Source organism: Flammeovirga pacifica, from assembly GCF_000807855.2.
In the GTDB taxonomy this organism is placed as follows: domain Bacteria; phylum Bacteroidota; class Bacteroidia; order Cytophagales; family Flammeovirgaceae; genus Flammeovirga; species Flammeovirga pacifica.
Genome location: NZ_JRYR02000001.1, coordinates 2,738,908 through 2,764,494 on the forward strand (window position 1 = coordinate 2,738,908; position 25,587 = coordinate 2,764,494).

The following is a 25,587-nucleotide window of genomic DNA, read 5'->3' on the forward strand; positions in this document are numbered from 1 at the left end:
TTACAGTGTTGATTTTTCTAACAAAATTGGTTTAGTTTGAAACTTGAATGCATTTTCAAAGAAAAACTTTAATGCATTATAATCTTCAGGAGTATACACCAATTTATCGATTGTCAACTTAAAAGTTATTACCAATTGTTGATTCACAGGGTTGACAATATATCTTATTTGACCTCCATTTCCTGGCAGCTTCATTACAATGGGCTTTGGTTTTTCTTTTACTTGATAACCTTTAGGTAAATTAACCATAATCATATATGATCTTGTGATTTCCATTGGAAATTCTACCGGGTAATTTCGCTTTTCTAACTTAAACGGATTTTTCGTTTTCTCTATCATTGCTAAAGGGTTTAAAAGAAGTTGATCTCCCACCTTTTCAATGCAGTTTTCTATGGTTACATGAAAATTCTCTTTTCCATCTTTATTGATATCCTTTAGATTTTCATTTTTATACTCATCAATTAAAATACCTTCATGTTTCTCTTCTAATTTTTCCAGATATTCATCCTCCTCTGTCTTTAGTAATTCATTTCTCCAACTATAAGCTGCATATCCTTTGTAAGAATATTTTAATTGCCCCTTTGCTGAAAAGTCATCATTCAATGTTAATTGAGAATTTATTCCAATATAATCTTCAAACAACGGTCGAATATTTATCATCTCACCATTAATATGACTACTATTACTCATTAATACTCCTTGGTAATTCAAAGCTCTAGTAGGAAGCATCCCGAAAGGTCTTAATTTTGATGTAGCGTCTAATAAGATAAATTGCTCATTAATATTTACACAAGCTAATACATAATTCAACTGATTTCTTTTGGGATTTATTGAGGTAATTTTCCCTGAATTTCTAGTAGAAGAAAATACTGCTGTAGTAGGAACTTCTAATTTTTTTAGCGCTGCAATTAACATCAAGTTAATATCACCAACAGACCCTAATCTTTCATTAAAAGCTCTTCTAGTCCCCCCCTCTCTTGAGTAGTAACCAATTTTATTATTCCATTTCATATGGTTTTGAATAAAAGCATATGCTAACTGAGCTCTTTCCATTTTATCAGTTGTCTTGGCTGCAATTAAATCCAACTGATCACTCATAAAAGAAGTCCTTTTGATTTGAGCACCAACTGAACTATTATTTTTTAAATTATTCATTACTTTAGCCCAAGAAGATGTAATAAACTCTCTTCCAAAATTCACACTCAGCACATCAAATTGGAGTTTTGCATAATAATCATAAGGAGCAGACATAAAAGCTTCTTCCTTAAATGCCGGAATGTTTTCTATTACCCATTTTCTTTTATCCACATCCATTGTAGTTTGTTCATTACGTCCTCCAGCACCTCCTGAATTGTAAGTAAAAACTTCCTGACTAGTTGATTTAGGGCTTTCAGGTACATGGAAATGTCTTGAATTTGTTACTCTATACTCATAAAATTCTGGAACATTAAAAATATATTCAGATTTTAAAACAGGAATTTCTTCTTGGAATACCCAATCATCTAACTGACTCGGAAATTCAGAATATTTGACATAAGAATATTCAATAATACAGCCCTCTTTCAGTTTGGGAAAAGTAATTTTACATAGCCTACGGCTTTCAGTTTCTTCTTCATGAAAAACATCATCATTACTTAATTTTGATTTTGTGACGTCACCTTTTTCCAAAGAATAAACTGCTCCTTTTATATTAGTCACCTTTTCGTCACCAACTCCCTTTATCTCATAATAGGGTATTTCTATATTACCATAATCATAAGCTTCTTTATTAAAGATTTTGATACGTTTATGTACTTTAGTAAAAGTAACAAACCTCCCTTCTTTAATAGTAAAATAAGTGTTACCCTCATTACTAATCACTAGAGCATTAGCGGTAGTATCTTTTTCGAATGTAGTCAATGCTAGATTCTCCTTATTAATTTTCCCGAATTTTAGATTTTTAGGAATTTGCTGTGCATGAGAAATTATACACGTCAAAAAAATCAGATAAAAAAGACAACTTTTCATCATTGTAATAGTTTGTTTAATAAAAAATTTAGTTTGCAACTAAGTATGTTGTACACCATGAACACACAATTTATTAAGTTTAAACAAAAAAAGAAAACAATGAAAAAAACTATTATTATTGGAGCCACTCCAAATGAAACTCGATATGCTTACTTTGCTTCTCAAAGATTAGTTGAAAAAGGACATGAGATTATCCCTTTAGGGATTAAAAAAGGACAAGTAGCAAATGGGCAAGAAATTATTAATGATAAACCTATTATAAAAGATGTCGATACTGTTACTATGTATGTCGGTGCTCCTAGACAAGTCGATTGGATAGACTATATCATTTCTTTACAACCAAAACGTGTAATTTTTAACCCAGGCACTGAAAACCCTGAGTTTTATCTAAAATTAGAGGAAGCAAATATCGAATTTGAAGAAGCTTGTACCCTAGTTATGTTATCAGCTAATACCTACTAATGTTAAGAATAGCGTATCACCAATGTTACGGACACCCTGTAGAAGAAGGACATCGATTTCCTATGGATAAATACCCTCTTCTTGTAGAACAATTACTCTATGAAGGTACAATTACAGAAGAACACCTTTTCTCACCTTTGTCTGTAGATGAAAAATACATACTCAACACACACACACAAGAATATTGGGATAAATTAAAAAATCAAACTATAAGTTACAGAGAGGCAAGAAAAATTGGGTTACCGATGTCTGATAGCTTAGTTCAAAGAGAACTAATCATCACACAAGGTACTATTGATTGTTGTAATTTTGCTATTGAACATGGTGTGGCTATGAATATTGCTGGCGGAACACATCATGCTTACTCAGAACATGGAGAAGGTTTTTGTTTGTTGAACGATTTTGCTGTTGCTGCAAATTATTTAATAGAAGAGAAAGGATATCGTCGTATTCTAATTCTTGATCTTGATGTACATCAAGGAAATGGAACTGCTGAAATTTTCGAAGGAAATGATAAAGTTTTCACATTTAGTATGCATGGTAAAAATAACTACCCAATGCACAAGGAAAAATCAGATCTTGATATTCCATTAGAAGACAATACTACAGATCAAGAATACCTTTCTATATTAAGAAAACATATAGGTGTACTTTTTAAAGAGTTTCAACCTGAATTTGTGTTTTTCCTTTCAGGAGTAGATATATTAAGTACAGATAAATTAGGGAAATTAGGAATTTCTATACAAGGATGTAAAGAAAGAGACGAAATGGTATTTCAATCTTGTAAAAGTAAAAATATTCCAATAGTCGTCAGTATGGGTGGAGGATACTCTCCTCAACTCAATTTAATCATTGAAGCACATGCAAATACCTTCCGAGTTGCAAATAATCTCTATTTTTAATGGTGTAAAATGGCTACTTATTATGATTTATCTAAATTTAGTTTAATAATTGCGCGTTGGTAATTTTTTATTGTACTATTTCGACCAAGAAAAACATGATTTTTTGGTATAAAATACAGATCAAAATTTACTAATATTTTCTTCCAAAGTTAACAAATTATTAATTCGTATTTTATTTACAAATAGTACGATGTTAATTGAGTTAATTTGGGATTCTAAATTCAACCTGAATTGAATTCGACGTTTATACTTAAGATATGGAATTTGGTATTTTTGAGTTATTAAAACTTGTAGGTTCACTTGGTCTTTTCATCTATGGGATGAAAATTATGAGTGAGGGTATCCAAAATGTTGCAGGAGATAAAATGAAATCTATCCTTTCTGCAATGACATCAAATAGAGTAGCCGGTGTATTTACTGGTTTCTTGATCACTACTATTATACAATCGTCTTCTGCTACTACTGTAATGGTAGTAAGTTTTGTAAATGCAGGACTACTTAGTTTGACGCAATCAATAGGAGTAATCATGGGTGCCAATGTCGGTACAACTGTTACGGCATGGATCATTACTTTTTTAGGGTTTAAAGTTAAAATGGCAACATTGGCCACTCCAATTATTGCAATTGCTTTCCCTATGATGTTCTCGAACTCTAAGAAATTAAAAGATTGGGGAAATACCTTAATAGGTTTTGCTCTTTTATTTATTGGCTTAGACTTCTTAAAGAAAGCTGTTCCTTCATTTGAACCAGAACAATTACAATTCCTAGAAACCATTCATGATTCTTTAGGTTTATTTGCTCCAGCTGTCTTTGTTATTGTTGGTACTATAATCACTATTGTTGTTCAATCATCTTCAGCAGCAATGGCATTAACATTAGTACTTTGTAATCAAGGTGTTATTCAATTTGATGTTGCAGCAGCAATGGTATTAGGCGAAAACATTGGTACAACAATTACGGCTAACCTAGCAGCTATAGTAGGTAATACTAATGCAAAAAGGTCAGCAAGAGCCCATTTAATATTCAATATTACAGGCGTTATATGGATGTTATTACTCTATCCATTCTTCTTGAATTTTGTGGTATATATTGCTCAAGAATTCTTCGGACAAAATGATCCAAGAACAACTCCAGAAGCTGTTCCTGTAGCATTATCAATTTTCCACACGACGTTCAACATTTTGAACACATTTATCATGATTTTCTTTGTAAAACAAATTCGTGATATCGTTGTGAAAATGGTACCTGAAAAAGAAGATGATGCAGATTATAGCTTAGAGTTCATTTCTGACGGTAGACCTATCGCTAACGAAGCTGGTATCGAACAAGCTAGAAATGAAATTAAACGCTTTGCTATTATTTCTGCAAAGGAGATTGATTCATGTAGAAAAATCTTCCAAGGAAGTAAGGCTAATAAGAAAGAAAGAAAAGGATATATTTCAAGATTGCGTAATTTGGAAGAAAATACGGACAAAATGCACAATGATGTGAGTATCTTCTTAGCTAAAATTTCAAAAGATCAACTTTTATCTTCTTCTCAAATTCAAGAAGTCAACTCTTTATTAAGAGCGGCGCATGAAATTGAAAGAATTGGAGATATATATAAAGGAATGACGTTTACTATTGAAAAACGTTATGACGAGAAAATTTGGCTTTCTAATGACCAAAAAGACGACTTAAATGATTTCTTAATTATCGTTCAAAAAGCATTTGATGTAATGCTTGCTAACATGGATGCTAGAGAAATTGATTTAGAAGCAGCAATTACTGCTGAAAAAGCCGTCAACCAAAAGAGAAAAGAACTTAGACGTAAGCACCTTGAGCGTACTAGTGACGCTCCTGAAGTTGCAGCACCTCAAATGCTAGCATACAACGATTTACTTGCATCTATGGAAAGAATTGGTGATCACATTCTAAATGTTTCTGAAGCATTTGCAGGTGTAGCCTAAAACATAAATAATTGATATTAAGCCTCATACTTCACGGTGTGAGGCTTTTTTCGTATCATTTAACGTATAAAATATTCCTTTCCGAACTTTATTGTGTATGTTTGTCAATTGAAAATTAAATGTTTAGTCATCTTTTCGATACTAAAACTTATACAAAACAAATTTTTTCGCAGCAATGGATCAAAATACACTGCTAGATTTCGAGAAACCTATCGCAGAGCTCGAAGCGAAACTAGAAGACATGAGAGAGCTTGCATCACAAAATAATGTTGATGTTAGTGCCGCTATAAACGAATTGGAAAGTAAAATTACTCAATTGAAAAAAAGTACATTTGAAAACCTTACACGTTGGCAAAGAGTACAGCTTTCTCGTCACGCTGACAGACCTTATACTTTAGACTATATCTATCAAATCACTGACGAATTTGTTGAATTACATGGTGACAGAGCGTTTGGTGATGATAAAGCAATGGTCGGTGGACTAGGCACAATCAATGGAAAAACTTTCATGATGATTGGTCAGCAAAAGGGTAGAAACACAAAGCAACGTCAATTACGTAACTTTGGTATGGCTAACCCTGAAGGTTACAGAAAAGCACTTCGCCTAATGAAAATGGCGGAGAAATTTAACAAGCCTGTTGTTACTTTCATAGACACTCCTGGTGCTTTCCCTGGTATTGAAGCTGAGGAAAGAGGTCAAGCTGAAGCAATTGCTAAAAACTTGAAGGAGATGTTTAAACTTACTGTTCCAGTAATCTGTATCGTAATTGGTGAAGGAGCTTCTGGCGGTGCCTTAGGTATTGCTATCGGTGATTCAGTAATGATGTTAGAGAACACTTGGTACTCTGTAATTTCTCCAGAATCTTGTTCTTCAATTCTTTGGAGAAGCTGGGATTACAAAGAGCAAGCTGCTGAAGCATTAAAATTGACAGCAAAAGACATGAAGTCTTTCGGTTTAATTGATAAAATTATTCCTGAACCTCTTGGTGGTGCTCACACTAACCCACAAGAAATGTTTGAAATTATGAAGAAAACAATTCTTGAAGAGGCTGAAGCGTTAGAACAACTTGATACAATTACGCTGAAAAACAATAGAATCGAGAAATTCTCGACTATGGGCGTTTTCAACGAGTAATAGTTATCTAATGATATTTATAAAAGCAACATTCCACCCGAATGTTGCTTTTATATTTTTAAGACCATTTGTATACTCATTTGATGCGAGACAGCTGGTCTATTTTCATTTAAATAAAAATCTAAATCCTCTATTAATTTGGTAGTACTCCATCTACCTGAAAGGTAGTGCCCTTTACCCAACCTACATTTCATTAAAAGATAATATTTCCAGCCTATCCCATAATAAGGAGGAAAAGAATACGCATACCTTATATTTTTTTCATAAGCATAAAGTCGTGTTGAATAGTCTGGACTATTAAAATAGGCCACTCTACCAGAAACATAAAATTTCTTTTTCCAATCCCAGTTTAGATCTTGATAAAACATATACCCAAAATCATTTTCATTGTATGATGAAAACTGAGACACCAACCCTCTTAATGTCCAATTCAAATGTTTATTTACCGTAAGTAAATACCTTAAGCTACCTTTTATAAGTTGTTCCTTATCATATATTTTTACTTTCGAATTTGTTGTTGAAACATATTTCCCAACTTCATCATAGCTTGCTTCAAATTGTACCTTCTGCCCACTTTTCACCTTTACCCAACCATTTAACTTGCACTCCACACCCTCTCTCCCTGCTTCTTGTTGATATGTTGCTGTTGGAAATTTAAAAACATCAACATAAAAATTGAGCCCCCACTTTTTGTATTGTTCCAACTTCACTCCCATGTACAACCCTTCTTCGTTACCTAATCTACTTAATTCACCTAAACTATTACCGTAAGGTGATATAAAGTTGGAAGAGTATTTACGATATAGTACCACCCAGTTTACCCCTTTCATTAAATGAATAAACAATGTGGTATTAGAAGCAAAATTGTTTTGGAATGAGGTAGCTAATTCTGTGACCAAATGAAGGTTCTCATATTGATAACTTACATCAATAGACGTATTGACTAAGGAATTCCCTTTAAAAACACCTAAAGAATCAGTTCTCTTCCCAGCTACTACACGCTGATCGTATAAACCAACCAAACCATTCCAATGCACCTTTAAATTTTGAGAAACAAACCCAATTCGCTGTCCAATCACCGTTTCTCCTATTTCTTTTTTCTCTATTTCTTCCTTTTCAAAATCTAATACATTCAAACTTTTATTTTGATGTGAAACAAATACCTCTGTAGATATCTTATCACCTAAAGACAGTTCTATGGCTCCACCTCTAAGAAAATTAGTTGATGATAAAGAACTGTAAGGTCGAATGCCATCTTGTCCTCTATAAACACTTAATAAGGGGTCTCCTCCTTTTCCTAAAAAATACCCTCCACCAAAAACCAATCCTTGTCCACCGATCATTTGATAATCACCTATAACTACCTTTTTCACTCTTTGTCTATTGTATAGTGCTACATGAAAAGAAGAAAAGCCACTACCTAGTTTGGATTGAGAAGGGTTCCAAAGCCATTCATCTTCAGAAGTATGACTAATATTAACTCCTACACTATAATCATTTTTCTTTGCCCATTTCCCTCTTATCTGAGTTGAAAAGGGTTGGTTTAAATTTATATCTACAGGAAGCTTCATCGTAGAGTTTAACATCAAATAATGCTGATCAGGACGTACCCATCTATCCTTTAGCGTTAAAAATTCCTCATCATTTTTATCGATAAATACCCCTTGTTTTACTCTACGTTTGGTTTGTTCCTCCCATTCTAACCGATCTATTTCCCTTTTATTTACCAACTTCCCAAATTCTTTTTTATAGGATAGAAATACCTCTAATTCATCATAGGTCAAACCAAAAGTAGTTAGAATAGATAAGGGTTTCATTCTATTTATTTCTCTTGGATGTTGGAATAAATTCAGCCAATAATCTGTTTCAGCATCAGACATAAGTTCCAATTGCTGGGCAGAAAAAACATCCTCTAATAAGCTTTGTTCTTCATTAGATTGAGCGATAATACCCCCATAAACCAAGAAGAAAAAGAATAGTAATTTACTTCTCATCTTTCTTTTGATGTTAATTGATAAGAAAGAGAAAATTGATGCGACCATCCAAATACATCATCCGTAAGAAAAGCATAATCTACACCCCACTTATTTTTATAGACTCCTGTACCTAGACTTATATCTAATGGAAATAATTGCATTCCACCTCTTAAATATAAAAAGGACTTCCATTGATATTCAAACCCTGCCTTATATTGTATCTGCTGATGCTTCTGCTTTTCTATAGAACTAATCACTGTAAAAAAAGGCTGTACTGAATATTTTACTCCCAATGCAATCAAAGAAGATTTATCCGCTCCAAAAACACCTTCTTGATATACATTTTGAGTAAAGTTGTGCATTATCAACCCCAAACTAAAACGAGATGAAAGAGCAGCTTGTACTGCCATATTCAAAGTAATGGTTTGTAAAGTATTTAAAGTTTCTGCTCTTAATTGATGGTATCCAAGTCCTCCTCCAATTTGGATAATACCGATCTTATGAGCGGTTCCCAATTCAATAGATTGTTCCGATAAATAAGTATTACCAACGCTACTAATTGTAGCTGAAGTAGACCATTTTTGATTTATGGGATATATCGCACCAACAGCTGAAAAAGCTACTTCTTGAAAAATAGATCGATGTGTCATTCCTATTTGTGGAGACCTCGTCATAATTGATGATAGATCGTTGGCACTACCCCAAACATCATTTGAAAAAAGAAATTGATTTCCCTTTGCTTGGGAAGCTGCACCTAAAGGCATCATTCCTAAAGATGAAATAGGAGTTTGTGCTCTAAGACAATAGTTGAAGAGTAAGAATACACCTATGGTGATATTCCGAATAAAAAATAGCATTAGTTTATGAATCGTTAATCTTTTAATTATCAACCACCTAAATTAATACAATTGTTTATAATATGGAGGTTTGATGAAAAAAAAACGTAAAATACTTCAATCTTTGATAAATGAATTGCATTTTAATACTTCAAGCTTGAACTTGAAACATAATGTCACCCTAAAATGTAAAGGTGATCAACACTTAATTGAGTTTCGGTGTTCATTATTTACACACTATCTCAACAGAAATTGATGCAAAAAATCTTGAAATATATATACTCACTACTTTTTTTAATCCTGCTTCCGATCTTCAGTTTTGCCAATTATATTTTGGTACCTATGGATCTATCACAGACCAATCATTTAAAAGCTTACGGAATTACATATTGGGTCTTGCAAAAAGAAGTTGAAGCAGAATGGCTATTGAATTATAGAGGAGGAAGTTTCCTTTTTAAATACGCACAAGACTTCGAAAATGAAATGATTGTTAGAGGAGTCTCCTATGACGTTATTTCTGATGCTCAAGCGTTACAAATTAAAAGAGAAATTGAACATCCTGAAGCCAACATGGATATTATGCGTTTGGATGTACCACCTAAAATTGCCGTATATTCTCCTCCTTCCAAAATGCCTTGGGATGATGCTGTAACCTTAGTATTAACGTATGCAGAAATACCATATGATGTTATTTTTGATGATGAAGTAATAGCAGATCTATTGCCAAAATACGATTGGCTTCACCTGCATCATGAAGATTTCACTGGTCAATATGGTAAGTTCTTTAGAGCTTATGGTCGTCAGAAATGGTACATTGATAACCAAAAGAAATTTGAATCCTCTGCCCATAAACATGGTTTTAACAAAGTATCTCAATTAAAATTGGGGGTTGCTCAAAAAATAAGAGATTTCTGTGCCGGTGGTGGTTTTCTATTTGCCATGTGTTCTGCTACAGATACTTATGACATCGCTCTTTCTGCTGAAGGAGTAGATATCTGTGACTTTATGTATGATGGAGATCCTGCAGACCCTGCAGCACAATCTAAATTAGATTATTCTAAAACATTCGCCTTTAAGGATTTCCAATTATACATGGATCCTTACAAATACGAATATTCAAATATCGATAACCAGTATTATGAACGTGGATTAACTGAAGGAAATGACTTTTTTAAGTTATTCTCTTTCTCTGCTAAATGGGATCCTATTCCGACTATGTTATCACAAAATCATCAGCAAAATATTAAAGGTTTTATGGGGCAGACCACTGCTTTTAAGAAGCATTTAGTTAAATCTGATGTAATTGTTATGGGAGAAACAGCAGAAGCCAATGAGGTTAGGTACATCCATGGTACTTATGGTAAAGGAACATGGACTTTCTATGGCGGTCATGATCCTGAAGATTATCAACATTTAGTAGGTGAAGAACCTACCGATCTTAATCTTCATCCAAACTCACCTGGGTATCGTTTAATTTTGAATAACATTCTATTCCCAGCTGCCAAGAAAAAGAAACAAAAAACTTGATGCTCGATTTCATCCAAGATTACTTTTTTGAGATACTCTACACTTTGTTAGTACTACCTCAATTCATCTTATGGTGCTTTATTGTTCCTGTAGTTTGGAAAAAAGAGGTGATAAGCAAACCTTCCAATGTTGGAGTGAGTGTAATTGTGGCTGCAAGAAATGAAGCTAAAAATTTACCTCAATTACTTGAGGCCCTAACAAAGCAAGATTATCCGAATTTTGAAATTATTATAATTAATGATCGATCTACAGATCAAACCTCTGAAATCATAAAAAAATTTCATCAAAAGCACATTAATATTACAGAGGTAAATATTTTAAATAATTTTGATGCTAAGAGCCCTAAAAAGTTTGCACTAACGCAAGGTATTCCGAAAGCAAAATACGAACACTTACTATTTACTGATGCTGATTGTATTCCAATTTCTGATCAGTGGATAAAAACAATGAGTAATAAATTTACTCATAAATCTATTCTTCTTGGTATCGGTTGGTATGTTCCTAAATTTGACCTTTTAGTAGAACGATTTACTCAGTTTGAAACCTTAATAACTGCCTTACAGTATATTTCCTTCAGTAAAATTGGTATTAACTATATGGGGGTGGGAAGAAATATAGCCTACACCAAATCTATTTTTAAGGAAGCGAATGGTTTTGAGCAACATCAAAATGTTATCAGTGGTGATGATGACTTATTGGTCAATCAAATGGCAAAAAAGGACAATACGTCTAGTATTATCCATCCAGACAGTCTGACAATTAGTCAGCCGCCAAACACTTGGAAAAAATGGTATTTTCAAAAATTAAGGCATTTAAGTGCCGGTCATCACTATAAATTATCAAATAAATTGCTTTTAGGTACCTTAAGTACTTCGCACCTATCAGTATATTTTATATATTTACTATTACTACCACTAAATGTGGCAAATTTATTGTATTTATCCTTGTTGTTAATACTACGAATAGTTGCCATCACGATCTGTACTATCAAGTTTACAAGAACTACAAATACAAAATTTAGTTGGTGGTATATACCTATTATGGACTTCATGCTTATTGCATATCAAATTATAATTGGAGCATCCTCAGTGATCTCGAAACGTAACACATGGATTTAGAGAGACAGTTTTCCCAAAAAGCACTAGAAGACTTTGAGTTAATAGATCAAGCAATTGCTGGCGATGAGCAAGCATATGCTAAATTAATGGGCCGTTACCGTAAATCAGTATACCACACTATATTGAAAATGGTAAGGAATGTTGATGATGCAGAGGACTTGACTATCGAAGCTTTTGCAAAAGCATTTAAAAACCTATCAAAGTTTAAAAAGGATTATACGTTCAGTACATGGCTCTTCAGAATTGGGTCTAACAATGCTATTGACTTTATCCGTAAGAAAAAATTAGAAACATATTCTATTGACGCCGAAGTGACCAACAAAGACGGCGATACAATGAGTATGAACATTCAGGATTCAGGTTTGACACCTCATGAAGAAGCAATTAAGAAACAAAAGATTCAAATTGTGCATGAGTTTGTAAGCTTGCTTCCTCCTAAATACCAAAGATTGGTGAAACTAAGATATTTTGAGGAAAAATCTTACGATGAAATTGCCTCAGAATTAGAAGCACCTCTTGGTACTATTAAGGCACAACTGCACAGAGCACGTGAGTTACTGTATGATTTAGCTAAAAACAGCAAAAACGTACTTTAAGGTCACTCACTTTGTGATTATTACAGCATCAATCTCTATTTATAAAGATTGATGCTGTTTTATATATAACACCCTGTGTTATTTTAGTATAAATTGAATAGAATAATCATTTATTAAAAAATGATTATTTACTTTTACATCGTAATCAAAAACTAAGTAAAAGCATGTTGGAACAGCTTGATACTTATGTGATGCGATGATTTAAAAACAAACGGATCAACACAATTTATTTCAACATATGAAACTAGCAGTAGTAGGAGCAACAGGACTTGTCGGAGAACAAATCCTAAATGTAATCAAAGAAAGAGGTTTTCACTTTGATGAATTATTATTAGTAGCATCAGCAAGATCTGCTGGTAAGAAATTCACTTACGATGGAAAAGAATATACTGTAGTTACTGCTGAAGATGCTATCGCTCAAAAGCCAGATATCGCTATTTTCTCTGCGGGCGGAGGTACTTCATTAGAGTATGCTCCAAAATTTGCTGAAGCAGGATCAACTGTTATCGATAACTCTTCTGCATGGAGAATGGACCCATCGAAGAAATTGATCGTTCCTGAAGTGAATGCAAAATCTTTAACTAAAGAAGATAAAATTATTGCAAACCCGAACTGTTCTACAATTCAAATGATTGTAGCCATCGGACCTTTGCACGAAAAATATAAAATTAAGCGTGTAGTTGTTTCTACTTACCAATCGGTAACTGGTTCAGGTAAAGCTGCTGTAGATCAATTATTTGCTGAAAGAGCTGTTTCTGCAGGTCAAGAAAAAGAGGTAAACAAAGTATACCCTCACACTATTGACTTGAACGTTCTTCCTCATATTGATGTGTTCCAAGATAATGGATACACTAAAGAAGAGATGAAGATGATCAATGAAACAAAGAAAATCTTAGAAGACGATTCTGTTAAAGTTACTGCAACTACAGTTCGTATTCCAACAGTAGGTGGTCACTCGGAATCTGTAAACATTGAGTTCGAAAACGAATTCGATGAAGCTGAATTACGTCAGATTTTAGCAGATGCTCCTGGTATCATCATCCAAGACGACCCTGCCAACAACGTTTATCCTATGCCTTTAACTTCGCATAATAAGGACGAAACTTTTGTAGGTCGTATCAGAAGAGACGAAACACAAGAGAAAACAGTAAATATGTGGATCGTTGCAGATAACTTAAGAAAAGGTGCTGCAACAAACACAGTTCAAATTGCTGAATACCTTGTATCTGCAGGATTAGTTTAAGTTTAGATAGGAATTAGGAATTAGAAACTAATAACTAAATTCTATAATTAATAGATTTAATGGAAGCTGAGTACACTTTAATGTGCACTCAGCTTTTTATTTTTTAAACCATACTAAATAATAATGATCAACCCTTTTCAAAAATAGCCTAACTCCTAACTCCTAACTCCTAACTCCTAACTCCAATTTCGTTTATTAGTTATTACTTCTTACTTATTAGTTAATTTAACAGCCTTTTTTTCAATCACTTGATCAATATTCTTAGTTTTGACGTTCGGACTTGATTGTGTGTGAGTTCGATACTATTTACAGAGGAATAAAATAAATTAATTTGGAACAGACGGTTACTAAAAAAGGGAATGCCTTTGCATTACTTCCATTGCTAACATTCTTAGTGAGTTACTTAACAGTCTCACTTATCACCAACGACTTTTATAAGATGCCCGCTACGGTATCTTTCCTATTGGCTTCTATCGTTGCTTTGTCAATGAATAGAAAAGCCACTTTAAAAGAAAAAATCTCAGTATATACTCAAGGAATGGGACACTCAGATATTATGCTGATGTGTGTAATTTTCCTTTTGGCTGGTGCTTTCGGCAACGTCAGTAAATCTATGGGAGCCATTGATTCTACTGTCAATTTAGCCTTACATTACCTTCCAAGTAATTTACTGATTACAGGCTTATTTATCATCGCTTGTTTCATTTCGATATCAGTAGGTACATCAGTAGGAACAATTGTAGCGATTGCTCCTATTGCAGTGGGTATTGCTGAAAAAACAGGAATGCCTGTAGGTATTGGATTAGGTGCTGTTATAGGTGGTGCCATGTTCGGAGATAACCTATCCATGATTTCTGATACCACTATTGCAGCCGCACGTACTCAAGGAGTGGAAATGAGAGATAAGTTTAAAGCCAATATCAAAATTGCTTTGCCGGCTGCCATTCTCACCATTCTCATCTATGTGGTTACAACAAGTAGTTTCAACCTTAATTTAGAACAAAACTATGAATACTCATTAGTTAAGGTTATTCCTTACTTAGTGGTATTAATTGGTGCCTTATTAGGGATGAATGTAATGATCGTTTTACTATTAGGTACTCTTCTTTCGGGTATTATTGGTATATCGATGGGAGCATTTGATATATGGGGTTTGATCGCTGCAACTTCTGAAGGTTTTATGGGAATGTCAGAAATTATCATTCTCTGTTTAATGATTGGAGGTGTAGTAGCCATTACCCATAAAAATGGAGGTATAGACTTTATTATTTATGCCATTACCTCAAGAATTAAATCTACAAAAGGTGGAGAAATTGGCATTGCTATTCTTATCATGTTTATTGATATGTGTACAGCCAACAATACAATTGCCATTATTATTGGTGGACCGATTGCAAAAGAGATTTCAGATAAGTTCAATATAGATCCAAAAAGATCTGCGAGTATATTAGATACATTCTCTTGTTTCACTCAAGGTATCATTCCATATGGAGCTCAAATATTGGTGGCAGTAAGTGTTGCTGAAGTAATTACTCCACTAGGAGTGATTCAGTATTTATACTATCCATTTATTTTAGGAGCATGTGCATTGGGATACATCTTCTTAATGAAAAGAAACTAAAAATGATGGGGTGGTAAATATTAAGCCACCCCATTTACAAATTCTACTAAGTCATCTCCTTTCTGAAGCCCTAATTTTTTCCTCAATCTATATCGAGAAGTATTGGCACTTTCCGGAGAGATACCCAATAACCTAGACATTTCTTTACCGGTAAAATTTAGTTTTACCAGAGCACAAATCTTTAAATCGTAAGTACTAAGATTAGGATATTGCTCTTTCAGTTTACTAAAAAAGTCTTTATTGGCAGCTGTAAAGCGATGTTCAAAATCTATCCAGCTTGTATCTTGATTAATTTTGATTGAATTCAATACCGACCTTATTTCTTTACTTCCATCTTTTTTATGTAATTCTTTCAGTTTTTCTTTTACTGTTGATAATACTTCATCTTTAGCAATTACTTGAAGAGTTGATTGTGTTAATTCCTTATTTTTGATGGTCAATATTTGCTGATTTTTTTCTTTTTCTAATGCTTGTTTTTCTATCATCAAGCGTTTTTCATTATTATAATTCTTTTTCATCAGGCGTATTCTAGTAAAAACTAGCCAAGTGATAAAGACAAATACCAAGGTTAGAATACCGATCGATAACCAAAGAATTTGTTTCTCTTGCGTCACGTTTTTAATCTGCTGATCAGCTATTATTTTCTGTTGTTCTTGTTCCTTTTTCTTATACTCATCATTAATTTCCAACAAGAAGCGATTGTTTTCACTTTTGCTACTATAAAGCCACTGATCTAAAACATAAGCGGCATTTACATAATGTAATGCTCCCTTTTTATCGTTTATCTTATCTAATGCTTTGGATAGTTTCTTATAAATATCAGGCACAAAATTAATATGCGCTCTGTATTTCATCGCCGCTACAGCAGATAATTGATAATTCTTAATGGCCTTATCATATTGTTTGAGATCCATAAATAGATCCGCATACAAAGAGTGGAAAATCACATAATAACTTTTCTCACTCATTTTTTCCAATTGAGGTAGAATACTTTGAAATTTTTCTAAAGCTTCTGGATATTTTTTTTCATCTGCCAATAAGTAAGCTCGTTCTGCATTGACAATTAAGTTGGAGAACTTACTTTTAGTAGGGATATTTAAACAGCTATCTATGTAAGTATTGGCTAAACCTATGTCTTTATCGTATCTATAATGCACTGCTATAGCAAAATAATGCTTCCTAAGATCTATTTTGGGAGCCTTTTCCTGATCTACTAAATTTCGTGTTATCTCTAAGGATTTTTTATAATACGCTAAAGCCTTATCTCTTTTTTCATAAAGGCTATATAAAATCCCCATGCCATCATACACCTCAGAACGAAGAGCTTCATTTTCTTTCTGATCCAATAAATCTAAAGCTGCCCAATATGCCGCATATGCTTTTTGATAATTGACCCGATTACAATAAAGTTCTCCTAAACGAATCTTTGTTTCTATCTGATCTTCTATAGCTTGATCATTCCACTTCATTTCTAAAGATTGTATCAAACTATCGTTCTCAATGCCTTTTAAAAAGGCTGGTGATATCACCTTATTATAAGATGTCAAAGGTAATTCTCTTCCTATCGTAGTATTTGATAACAGAAGAGATATACCACAAAAAATATAAAATATGTTTAGTCTATCAGTCAATACTCGTTTCATACTATTGTCTAGTTACAATCTGCTTTAAATATCCAATAAACAAAGTTTTGTTACAAAATTATTGATGTAAAAACCACACTTGTCTATAAAGAGTCTATGGACATCATTCCTAAAGGTAGATATTTTTTATTCATATTAAGTTCACCAAACTTTAAATGAATTATCATCTCAATACTTTTATAATGAAAGAAAAATTAATTTTTTTCTCACTTTTTGCTATTCTATTAGAATTATCATCTTGTTCTACTAAAATGCCTGAAGAGGTAAAAATAGCTTACAAAGAACTCCCCGTTACCTTAAATTTTAATAAGGATATTAAACCTATCCTATCCGACAAATGCTTTGCTTGTCATGGTCCTGATAATGGTAAAATTAAAGGTGGATTACAACTTCATACTTTTGAAAAAGCGACTTCAGAATTAACTGAATCAAAAGGAAAATATGCTATTATTCCAGGTTCACCCAATAGAAGTGAAGCGATCAAAAGAATATTATCCAATGATCCTAACGAGATAATGCCAACTCCTGAATCTCATCTTACATTAAGTGATGATGAAAAAGCAACCCTTATAAAATGGGTTGAAGAAGGAGCTCATTATGAACCTCATTGGGGATTTATGGCCATTAATCCATCTGATGTACCCAAAGGATTAAAGAAGTGGGGTAATAACGAAATTGATAACTATGTAGGAGAACGTTTACAACAGGAAAAATTGACTCCTAACCCTTCTGCCGATAAAAAAACTTTACTTAGACGAGTGTCACTTGATCTCACCGGTATATCTCCTAGTATTGAAGAGATCAATTCGTTTATTAATGATCCCTCTCCTAATGCTTATGAAAAACAGGTAGATCGTTTACTCAATTCTAAGCATTATGGTGAAAAGATGGCCACCGATTGGATGGACGTAGCACGCTATGCGGATACACATGGTTACCAAATAGATCGTCCTAGAGACATGAGTCCTTGGAGAGACTGGGTAATTGATTCTTTCAATAAGAATCGTCCATATGATCAATTTATTACTTATCAATTAGCAGGTGATCTATTACCAAACGCCACTAGGGAACAAATTTTAGCGACTGGCTTTAACCGACTTCATCCTCAAAATGCTGAGGGAGGCATTGTTGATGAAGAGTTTAGAGTAGAATATGTTGCTGATAGAACTGCTGTTCTCGGACAAGGACTGATGGGTTTAACATTGGCATGTGCTAGATGTCATGATCATAAATATGATCCTATTTCTCAAAAAAATTATTACGAGTTTTATAGCTTTTTCAATAATGTAAATGAAACAGGTCAGATTTCTTGGGACCCAGACGACATTCCTGTTCCTACTTTAATGTTACCTTCTAAGGAACAAGAAGAAGTAATCACCTATCTCAAAAAGCTTATTGATTCAAAAGAGCAACATCAAAAAGAAGTGCATAGCAGCGAGACGCCTTTAGCTCAGAAATGGATAGAGACCAATGGTTATCAAAAAATCAAAGAAAGTAATATCAATAAAGATCGTGTAGCTGAATTTAAATTAGACAACAGTTTAGTGAATGCAAAAACAGGTAAGAAAGCTAAAATGGATCGTCAATTTTCGAAAAAAGAGGTGGCAAACTATGCTGATGGGAAATTTGGTAGAGGGGTTGAATTGAATGGTGATGCTTGGATCGATTTAAAACCTGTTGGAATTTATGATAGAAATGATCCTTTTACAATTAGTCTTTGGGTCAATATTCCTAAAGAATTAAAAGAAGGGGTGATTTTCCATAAAAACCAAGCGGTGATGCTACACTCCATGAAAGGATATACTTTGTACTTAAATAATGGAAAACTGCAGACTATTCTAGCACATACGTATCCTGAAAATGCTATCATCAAAAATTCTACAACTGATATTCCTAGAGATGAGTGGGTTCATGTATGCATGACAAATAATGGAAATAGTGCTGCAAGTGGTGTATCACTATATATTAATGGAGAAAAATCACCAATGGAAGTGGAGAAAGATAACCTTCAAAAAAGTATCATTTTCCATGATTATGAAGATATCATTTATGCTCATCCGATTGAAAAAGGATTACAAATTGGCGCTCGATGGAGAGGTTTAGGTCTAAAGAATTCTAAGGTTGATCAGGTGGAAGTTTTCTCTAGAAATATCACTCCATTAGAGGTGTTACAACTTTACAGTAAAAAGCAATTTAAAACTCTATTGAGTAAAAATCATACGGAGCTGAATCAAAAAGAAAAGGTGCTATTAATGGATTATTTCATCAATAATAAATCTCATAATTACCAAAACGCTACAAAAGCATATTTAGCAGAAAAGAAAAAGCTAGACATCACTATGGATACTATTCAAGAAGTAATGGTGATGAAAGAAATGGATACCCCAAGACAAGCTTATATCTTAAAAAGAGGTGTATATGATAATTATGGTGAAAAAGTTTATCCGAATACCCCAAAAAGCATTCTTGAGTTTTCTGATGAACTTCCTAAAAATCGCTTAGGATTGGCACGTTGGTTAACCGATCCAAAACATCCTTTAACTGCAAGAGTAGCAATCAACCGTTACTGGCAAAATTTCTTCGGTAAAGGGATTGTAGAAACTACTGAGGACTTTGGAAACCAAGGTAAATTACCATCACATCCTAAATTATTAGATTATTTGGCCGCGTCCTTCATCGAAAGTGGTTGGGATATCAAGAAGCTAAACAAAATGATAGTAATGTCTTCTACTTATCGTCAGAGTAGCTTATGCTCGGATAAAATGAGAGAAAAAGATCCAGATAATATACTATTAGCAAGAGGTCCTCAATTTAGATTAACCTCTGAAATGATGAGAGATAATGCACTTCAAGCAAGTAGTTTATTGATCAAAGATGTGGGTGGGAAATCAGTACATCCTTATCAACCTAAAGGACTTTGGGCAATGAATGGCGGAAAGTACCAACAGGGAGAAGGAAACGAACTTTATAGAAGATCACTTTACACTATTTGGAAAAGGACTATCCCTAACCCAACTCAAGCCACTTTTGATCAACCTGATAGAAGTGAATGTACCGTAAGAAGACAAAAAACCAATACGCCTCTTCAAGCATTAGTTTTACTCAACGATCCTACCTACATAGAAGCATGTAGAAAATTGGGTGAAGAGATCTCTTTACATGATCAATTAGAATTGGGTATTACTGCTACCTATCAAAAGCTAACGGGTAAAAATATATCTAAAAAGGAATTAGAGATTTTACTGAAGGTACATAAAAAGGAAAAAGATCGTTTTGAAAATCACCCTGAAAAAACAAAAGGGTGGCTCACTATGGGGCATTATCAAGTAGATAATCAACTTCCTAAATCAACTGTTGTGGCCAATGCTATTGTGGCCAGTGTAATATTAAATTCTGACGCTACTATTACTAGAAGATAATCATGTGTAATCATAAGAAAATTAGATCCAATAATAAAGACCTTCAATCTATTGAAAAGAAAATGGATAGAAGGAAATTCTTGCAAACCACTTCTATGGGATTGGGAGCAGCTGCTTTAGGTTCTTTATTTGGAATGGATAAGCTATTTGCAAAATCAACTCCTCCACCTAAAGGAATTGAAGATATTATGTCTTCATTACCTCACTTTATGCCGAAAGCTAAAAGAGTAGTGTATTTGTTTCAAAGTGGTGGTCCATCACAATTTGAAACATTTGATTATAAACCCAAGCTTTCTGATATGTTTGGTCAGGAATTACCTTCTTCTGTTAGACAAGGTCAGCGTTTGACAGCAATGAGTGCCCAACAATCGTCCTTACCTATTGCTCCTTCAAAATTTAAATTTAGTAAACACGGTAAATCACAAACTTGGGTAAGTGAATTACTGCCTCATACTGCAGATGTGGTTGATGATTTATGTATCATCAAATCGATGTATACTGAACAAATCAACCATGACCCTGCTATTACCTTCTTTCAAACAGGTCATCAACTACCTGGGAGACCTTCCATTGGTTCTTGGATGAGTTACGGTTTAGGATCAGACAATAAAAACCTTCCTTCATTTATAGTACTTAACTCTGGTGGAGGCGGTCAGCCGTTATATGCTCGACTTTGGGGAAATGGCTTCTTGCCTACTCAACATCAAGGTGTACAATTTAGATCTGGAAAAGACCCCGTTCTGTTTTTAAATAATCCAGAAAACTATCATCATCAAGATAGAGAAGATATGTTGGAGTATCTGAAGGATTTGAATGAAGTACAAAATTCTGCTTTTGGAGACCCTGAAATAGATGCAAGAATAAAGCAATATGAAATGGCTTTCAGAATGCAAACTTCTGTTCCTGAAGTAACAGATATGTCCGATGAACCCGATCATGTATTTGATATGTATGGGCCTGATAGTAGAACTCCGGGTACTTACGCTGCCAATTGTTTAATGGCAAGAAGGCTTTTAGAAAAAGACGTCAAATTCATTCAATTATATCATAAAGGTTGGGACCAACATATTGGTTTACCTGGCGGAATTAAACATCAGTGTAAAACTACTGATCAGCCAACGGCTGCGTTATTAAAAGACTTGAAACAAAGAGGCCTATTAGAAGACACTCTAGTTATTTGGGGAGGTGAATTTGGTCGAACGGTTTACTCTCAAGGTAAACTTACTGCCAATGATTATGGACGTGATCATCATCCAAAATGTTTTTCTATGTGGATGGCTGGAGCTGGAGTTAAAGCAGGTATGACTTATGGTGAAACAGATGATTTCAGTTATAACATCGTCAAAGATCCAGTTCATGTTCATGATTTCCATGCTACTCTAATGCACATTATGGGAGTTGATCATGAAAAGCTCACATTTAAACATCAAGGACGTCGATTTAGACTGACTGATGTACATGGAAATGTGGTCAAAGACATCTTAGCTTAAACTAATATCAAGGATTTTAAAATAGGAATGAAATGAACTCTAGAAGAGACTTTATAAAAAAAAGTGGAATTGTCTTAGGTGGTGCCTTATCAACTCCTTTATATAGCTTCAATATTCTGAAAGGAAAGAAGAAGGAAGAAGAGATTTTAGGTCATGGTGACTATCAATATAAATTAAAAAGAGATTGGGCAAACATCAGTAGTGTCAGAAATCCTTTATTGAATTGCCACGAAATGGTGATGGACTCTAAAGGGAGACTTATAATGATGGGGGATCATACTGATAATAATATTATCATCTTCGATAAATCAGGAAAACTGCTGGATTATTGGGGAACAGCATATCCCGGAGGGCATGGGTTAACATTATCTCAAGAAGGTGAAGACGATTTTCTTTATCTCACAGATTCCGGTTGGTATTTAGATAGAAGAGGTAAGATGATTCACCACAATGGTAGAGTGACAAAAACCACTGTAGATGGTCAGGTAGTTTTTGACATTGGGCATCCTCAGACCATTGGTATTTATCAACCTGGTGATCATTTCTGTCCTACAGAAGTTGCCGTAGGGCCAAATGGTGATATCTATGTTGCTGACGGTTATGGTAAAGACTTTATTATACAATACGACCAACATGGAAAGTATATCAGACATTGGGGTGGACATGATAATAAAGACAATGACTATAATTTATTTAATGCACACGGGGTCACAATAGATCAACGTGATCCTTTAAACCCACTTCTGTGCTGTTCATCAAGAAATGAAAGTACCTATAAATGGTATACACTAGATGGAAAATTTGTCAAAAAATTAAAGCTAACAAACATGTATATGTGCCGTGCTGTATTTGATGATCAAAACTTATATGCAGGTGTTTGTTGGTCCTCTCCTACCAATGCGGGAGGATATGATTGGACGAAGCACACTGGATTTGTGACTATTTTAGAAGGTGATAAAGTAGTTTCTAACCCAGGCGGAACCTCCCCTAAATATGAAGATAATGGTGCCTTAGCTCCTTCTTTTCAACTCGAACATAAACCAATCTTCCACGGTCACGATGTATGTATTGATGAAGATAAGAATTTGTATGTCTGTCAATGGAATGCGAATAAAACTGCTCCGTTGAAACTGGAAAGAGTGTAGAGGAACTAGGAACTAGGAACTAGGAACTAGGAACTAGGAACTAGGAACTAGGAACTAGGAACTAGGAATTTAAGGGTGATAAAAGTTTAATCAAAATTTATTTAGGTGTTATGGTTGCCCTAACTCCTAACTCCTAACTCCTAACTCCTAACTCCTAACTCCTAACTCCTAACTCCTAACTCCTAACTCCTAACTCCTAACTCAAATTAATAATTGATTTATAGTTTTTAATAGAATGGATTTTTCAAATTTTTCAATATTTATCGGTCGATTTCATCCGTTACTTGTTCATTTGCCAATTGGTATTCTACTAATGGCAATGTTCTTAGAAATTGCAACAAGATTAAAGTGGTTAAAAGAAACTGATAAAGTAATATCATTTACTTTATTGATAGGCGGTTTCAGTGCTATTTTCACTTGTATCCTTGGTTATCTTTTAGGTCAATCAGGAGATGATTATAATACTACAACTCTTGACTATCATCAATGGGGAGGTATTATTACCACACTCATTGCTTTTGGCTGTTTCTTCCTTAAAAATAAAGTAATCCACCAATCAATTTACCCGGTATTTCTCTTTTTACTCATTGTGGTAATGTCTTATACGGGGCACCTTGGTGGTAACTTAACACATGGATCAACCTATCTCACACAATATTCTCCCATTCAAATAGGAGATTCAAATCAAGAACAATATGCTTTAGCTAATTCTCCTGATGAGGTTATTTTATATGGACATTTAGTCAAACCATTATTAGAGGCAAAATGTATCAGTTGTCATAATCAAGATAAAAAGAAAGGTCAGTTGTCACTTTCAAGTAAAAATGACATATTAAAAGGTGGTAAGAATGGGGGATTTATTATACCTGGCAATGCTAAAAGTAGTTCTCTGATCCAAAGAGTAAGTCTACCTCACGGCCATGAAGACGTAATGCCTCCTGAGGGTAAGAAAGAATTAAGTGATGAAGAAATTGCGTTATTAACTTTATGGATTAATCAAGGGCAAGGGAGTTTCGATACACTATATTCTGATCTTGAAATAGAAGAAGATCTTCATACTTATTTTATGACTTCTCTTGGTTTTTCTGCTCTTCCAAATGATCAAATTACTTTAAATAAAATTGAGAAAAGTAGTATTGATAGATTAAGAGAAAAAGGATTTCAAATTAGAGAATTAGTGCCGGGAACATTTGCTTATGATGTCACTCTACCTATTAAAACAAATCATATCAAAGACTTCATCAATGATTTATCAACCATAAAAAATAATATTGTTTGGTTAGATCTTAAAAATCATAAAGTAGATGATGAGAGTTTAAAGATCATTTCTAAGTACTCTGAGTTAAGGAAATTGAATTTAAGTAATAATCCAATTACCGATAAAGGGGTAGAATTACTACTTGAATTAAAGTATTTAGAAGTTATCAATTTACATTCAACGAAAATTACAGAAGCTAGTTTAGGGTATTTTGAAGAACATGAGAACATTCAAAAAATCTATTCTTGGAATACATTTTAAATAAAAAAAAGCTCTCGTCTTTACAGATGAGAGCTTCTAGCTTTACAGCTTTATTTCTTATTAATTGCCAGCAAGTGCTTCTGCACCACCCACAATTTCTAGGATTTCGTTGGTAATTGCTGCCTGACGAGATCTGTTGTAATCCAACTTCAATGCTTTCAATAATTCTCCAGCATTTTCTGTTGCCTTTTCCATCGCCGTCATACGAGCACCATGTTCTGCCGCATTCGAATCAAGTAAGTGCGAATAGAAGTTTACCTTTAATGTTTTAGGGATCAATTCAGAAAGAATTTTTTCTTTCTCTGGCTCAAAGATATAATCAGCTTCCTGACCATTATCTTCTTGCACTTCTTTTTCCTCTAAAGCGAAAGGTAAAAATTGTTTAGCTCTAACGATTTGTGTTGCCACATTTTTGAATTCGTTATACACCATTACAACTTTATCAAACTTTCCTGAAATATAGCCATCCATAGCATATTCAGCAGCTTTTCTAGCTCCTTCAAATTCTAGGTTATGGAACAAGTTCATAAACTCGTTATTCACTTGATAACCTCTTCTTTTAAAGAAATCAGCTCCTTTAGAACCGACTGCTAATACTTCAACTCTACCTGCTTGTTGTTGTTTTGAGTATTCCTCATTCACCAAGCGAGTAGCTTCTTTTTGAATATTCGAGTTAAAAGCACCTGCCAAACCACGATCTGAAGTAACTACAATTACAAGAACGCTATTCACTTCTTCACGAGCCTCAACGAATGGGCTAGAGAAATCAGTACCAAGTGCCTCAGTAACGTTTTCAAGGATAGACGCCAACTTATCAGCATAAGGACGCATACCAATCACACGGTCTTGTGCTCTACGCATTTTTGCAGCAGAAACCATTTTCATGGCTTTTGTGATTTGTTGCGTTGAGTCTACAGAGGAGATTCTCTCTTTTACTTCTTTAAGACTAGCCATTTTCTATTGAGTAATAAAAGTGAATTAGCAACAGAAATGTATACA

18 protein-coding genes are annotated in these 25,587 nt (G+C 34.0%); 13 read left to right on the top strand and 5 right to left on the bottom strand.

Going from position 1 to position 25,587, the window contains the following annotated elements:
* Positions 1-1,977, bottom strand: coding sequence for a DUF3857 domain-containing protein (locus tag NH26_RS10695; RefSeq protein WP_044222793.1), 1,977 nt, complete (start codon positions 1,975-1,977; stop codon positions 1-3).
* A gap of 129 nt (positions 1,978-2,106) precedes the next feature.
* On the opposite strand from NH26_RS10695, the gene NH26_RS10700 reads away from it, so the two are divergent.
* The 4 genes from NH26_RS10700 to NH26_RS10715 all read left to right on the top strand — a co-directional run bounded on the left by NH26_RS10700 (position 2,107) and on the right by NH26_RS10715 (position 6,455).
* Positions 2,107-2,469, top strand: a complete 363-nt coding sequence (locus tag NH26_RS10700) for a CoA-binding protein (protein ID WP_044223139.1) — start codon at positions 2,107-2,109, stop codon at positions 2,467-2,469.
* A complete protein-coding gene (locus NH26_RS10705) occupies positions 2,469-3,371 on the top strand; it encodes a histone deacetylase family protein (RefSeq protein ID WP_044222795.1) in 903 nt (300 codons plus the stop codon). The genes NH26_RS10700 and NH26_RS10705 overlap by 1 nt, the downstream gene beginning before the upstream one ends.
* A gap of 257 nt (positions 3,372-3,628) precedes the next feature.
* Positions 3,629-5,320, top strand: a complete 1,692-nt coding sequence (locus tag NH26_RS10710; protein ID WP_044222798.1) for a Na/Pi cotransporter family protein — start codon at positions 3,629-3,631, stop codon at positions 5,318-5,320.
* 175 nt (positions 5,321-5,495) lie between these two features.
* Positions 5,496-6,455, top strand: a complete 960-nt coding sequence (locus NH26_RS10715; protein WP_044222801.1) for an acetyl-CoA carboxylase carboxyltransferase subunit alpha — start codon at positions 5,496-5,498, stop codon at positions 6,453-6,455.
* A 50-nt stretch (positions 6,456-6,505) separates the two neighbouring features.
* Here NH26_RS10715 and NH26_RS10720 read toward each other — a convergent pair whose 3' ends face one another.
* Together NH26_RS10720 and NH26_RS10725 are read right to left on the bottom strand one after the other, a co-directional pair.
* Positions 6,506-8,449, bottom strand: a complete 1,944-nt coding sequence (locus NH26_RS10720) for a hypothetical protein (protein WP_044222804.1) — start codon at positions 8,447-8,449, stop codon at positions 6,506-6,508.
* Positions 8,446-9,288: a hypothetical protein gene (locus NH26_RS10725; protein WP_139263008.1), complete on the bottom strand. Its 843-nt coding sequence runs from the start codon at positions 9,286-9,288 to the stop codon at positions 8,446-8,448. Before NH26_RS10725 ends, NH26_RS10720 begins: the two co-directional genes overlap by 4 nt.
* A gap of 321 nt (positions 9,289-9,609) precedes the next feature.
* Here NH26_RS10725 and NH26_RS10730 point away from each other — a divergent pair, with 321 nt between their 5' ends.
* The 5 genes from NH26_RS10730 to NH26_RS10750 all read left to right on the top strand — a co-directional run bounded on the left by NH26_RS10730 (position 9,610) and on the right by NH26_RS10750 (position 15,372).
* On the top strand, positions 9,610-10,794 hold the full coding sequence (locus NH26_RS10730; protein ID WP_394331094.1) for an asparagine synthetase B: 1,185 nt from the start codon (positions 9,610-9,612) through the stop codon (positions 10,792-10,794).
* Entirely contained in the window at positions 10,794-11,912 is a 1,119-nt protein-coding gene (locus NH26_RS10735; protein WP_052431971.1) for a glycosyltransferase, read from the top strand. The genes NH26_RS10730 and NH26_RS10735 overlap by 1 nt, the downstream gene beginning before the upstream one ends.
* Positions 11,903-12,508 carry a sigma-70 family RNA polymerase sigma factor gene (locus NH26_RS10740; protein WP_044222812.1) on the top strand — a complete coding sequence of 202 codons (606 nt, stop codon included), beginning with the start codon at positions 11,903-11,905 and terminating at the stop codon, positions 12,506-12,508. The genes NH26_RS10735 and NH26_RS10740 overlap by 10 nt, the downstream gene beginning before the upstream one ends.
* Before the next feature lie 238 nt (positions 12,509-12,746).
* A complete protein-coding gene (locus NH26_RS10745) occupies positions 12,747-13,751 on the top strand; it encodes an aspartate-semialdehyde dehydrogenase (RefSeq protein ID WP_044222815.1) in 1,005 nt (334 codons plus the stop codon).
* A gap of 331 nt (positions 13,752-14,082) precedes the next feature.
* Positions 14,083-15,372, top strand: a complete 1,290-nt coding sequence (locus tag NH26_RS10750) for a Na+/H+ antiporter NhaC family protein (RefSeq protein ID WP_044222818.1) — start codon at positions 14,083-14,085, stop codon at positions 15,370-15,372.
* A 20-nt stretch (positions 15,373-15,392) separates the two neighbouring features.
* Here NH26_RS10750 and NH26_RS10755 read toward each other — a convergent pair whose 3' ends face one another.
* Positions 15,393-17,015: a tetratricopeptide repeat protein gene (locus NH26_RS10755; protein ID WP_052431973.1), complete on the bottom strand. Its 1,623-nt coding sequence runs from the start codon at positions 17,013-17,015 to the stop codon at positions 15,393-15,395.
* Between the two features lie 182 nt (positions 17,016-17,197).
* On the opposite strand from NH26_RS10755, the gene NH26_RS10760 reads away from it, so the two are divergent.
* The 4 genes from NH26_RS10760 to NH26_RS10775 all read left to right on the top strand — a co-directional run bounded on the left by NH26_RS10760 (position 17,198) and on the right by NH26_RS10775 (position 24,588).
* On the top strand, positions 17,198-20,434 hold the full coding sequence (locus tag NH26_RS10760; RefSeq protein ID WP_044222822.1) for a DUF1553 domain-containing protein: 3,237 nt from the start codon (positions 17,198-17,200) through the stop codon (positions 20,432-20,434).
* Positions 20,435-20,436: 2 nt separating this feature from the next.
* Entirely contained in the window at positions 20,437-21,924 is a 1,488-nt protein-coding gene (locus tag NH26_RS10765) for a DUF1501 domain-containing protein (RefSeq protein ID WP_044222824.1), read from the top strand.
* A 32-nt stretch (positions 21,925-21,956) separates the two neighbouring features.
* Positions 21,957-23,069, top strand: coding sequence for an NHL repeat-containing protein (locus NH26_RS10770; RefSeq protein WP_052431974.1), 1,113 nt, complete (start codon positions 21,957-21,959; stop codon positions 23,067-23,069).
* Positions 23,070-23,304: 235 nt separating this feature from the next.
* The gene (locus NH26_RS10775) at positions 23,305-24,588 is read left to right on the top strand and encodes a c-type cytochrome domain-containing protein (RefSeq protein WP_044223149.1); all 1,284 of its coding nucleotides are present in this window, start codon (positions 23,305-23,307) and stop codon (positions 24,586-24,588) included.
* Between the two features lie 60 nt (positions 24,589-24,648).
* On the opposite strand, the gene atpG is transcribed toward NH26_RS10775, so the two are convergent.
* The gene (atpG, locus tag NH26_RS10780; RefSeq protein ID WP_044222827.1) at positions 24,649-25,542 is read right to left on the bottom strand and encodes an ATP synthase F1 subunit gamma; all 894 of its coding nucleotides are present in this window, start codon (positions 25,540-25,542) and stop codon (positions 24,649-24,651) included.
* Positions 25,543-25,587 lie beyond the last annotated feature (45 nt).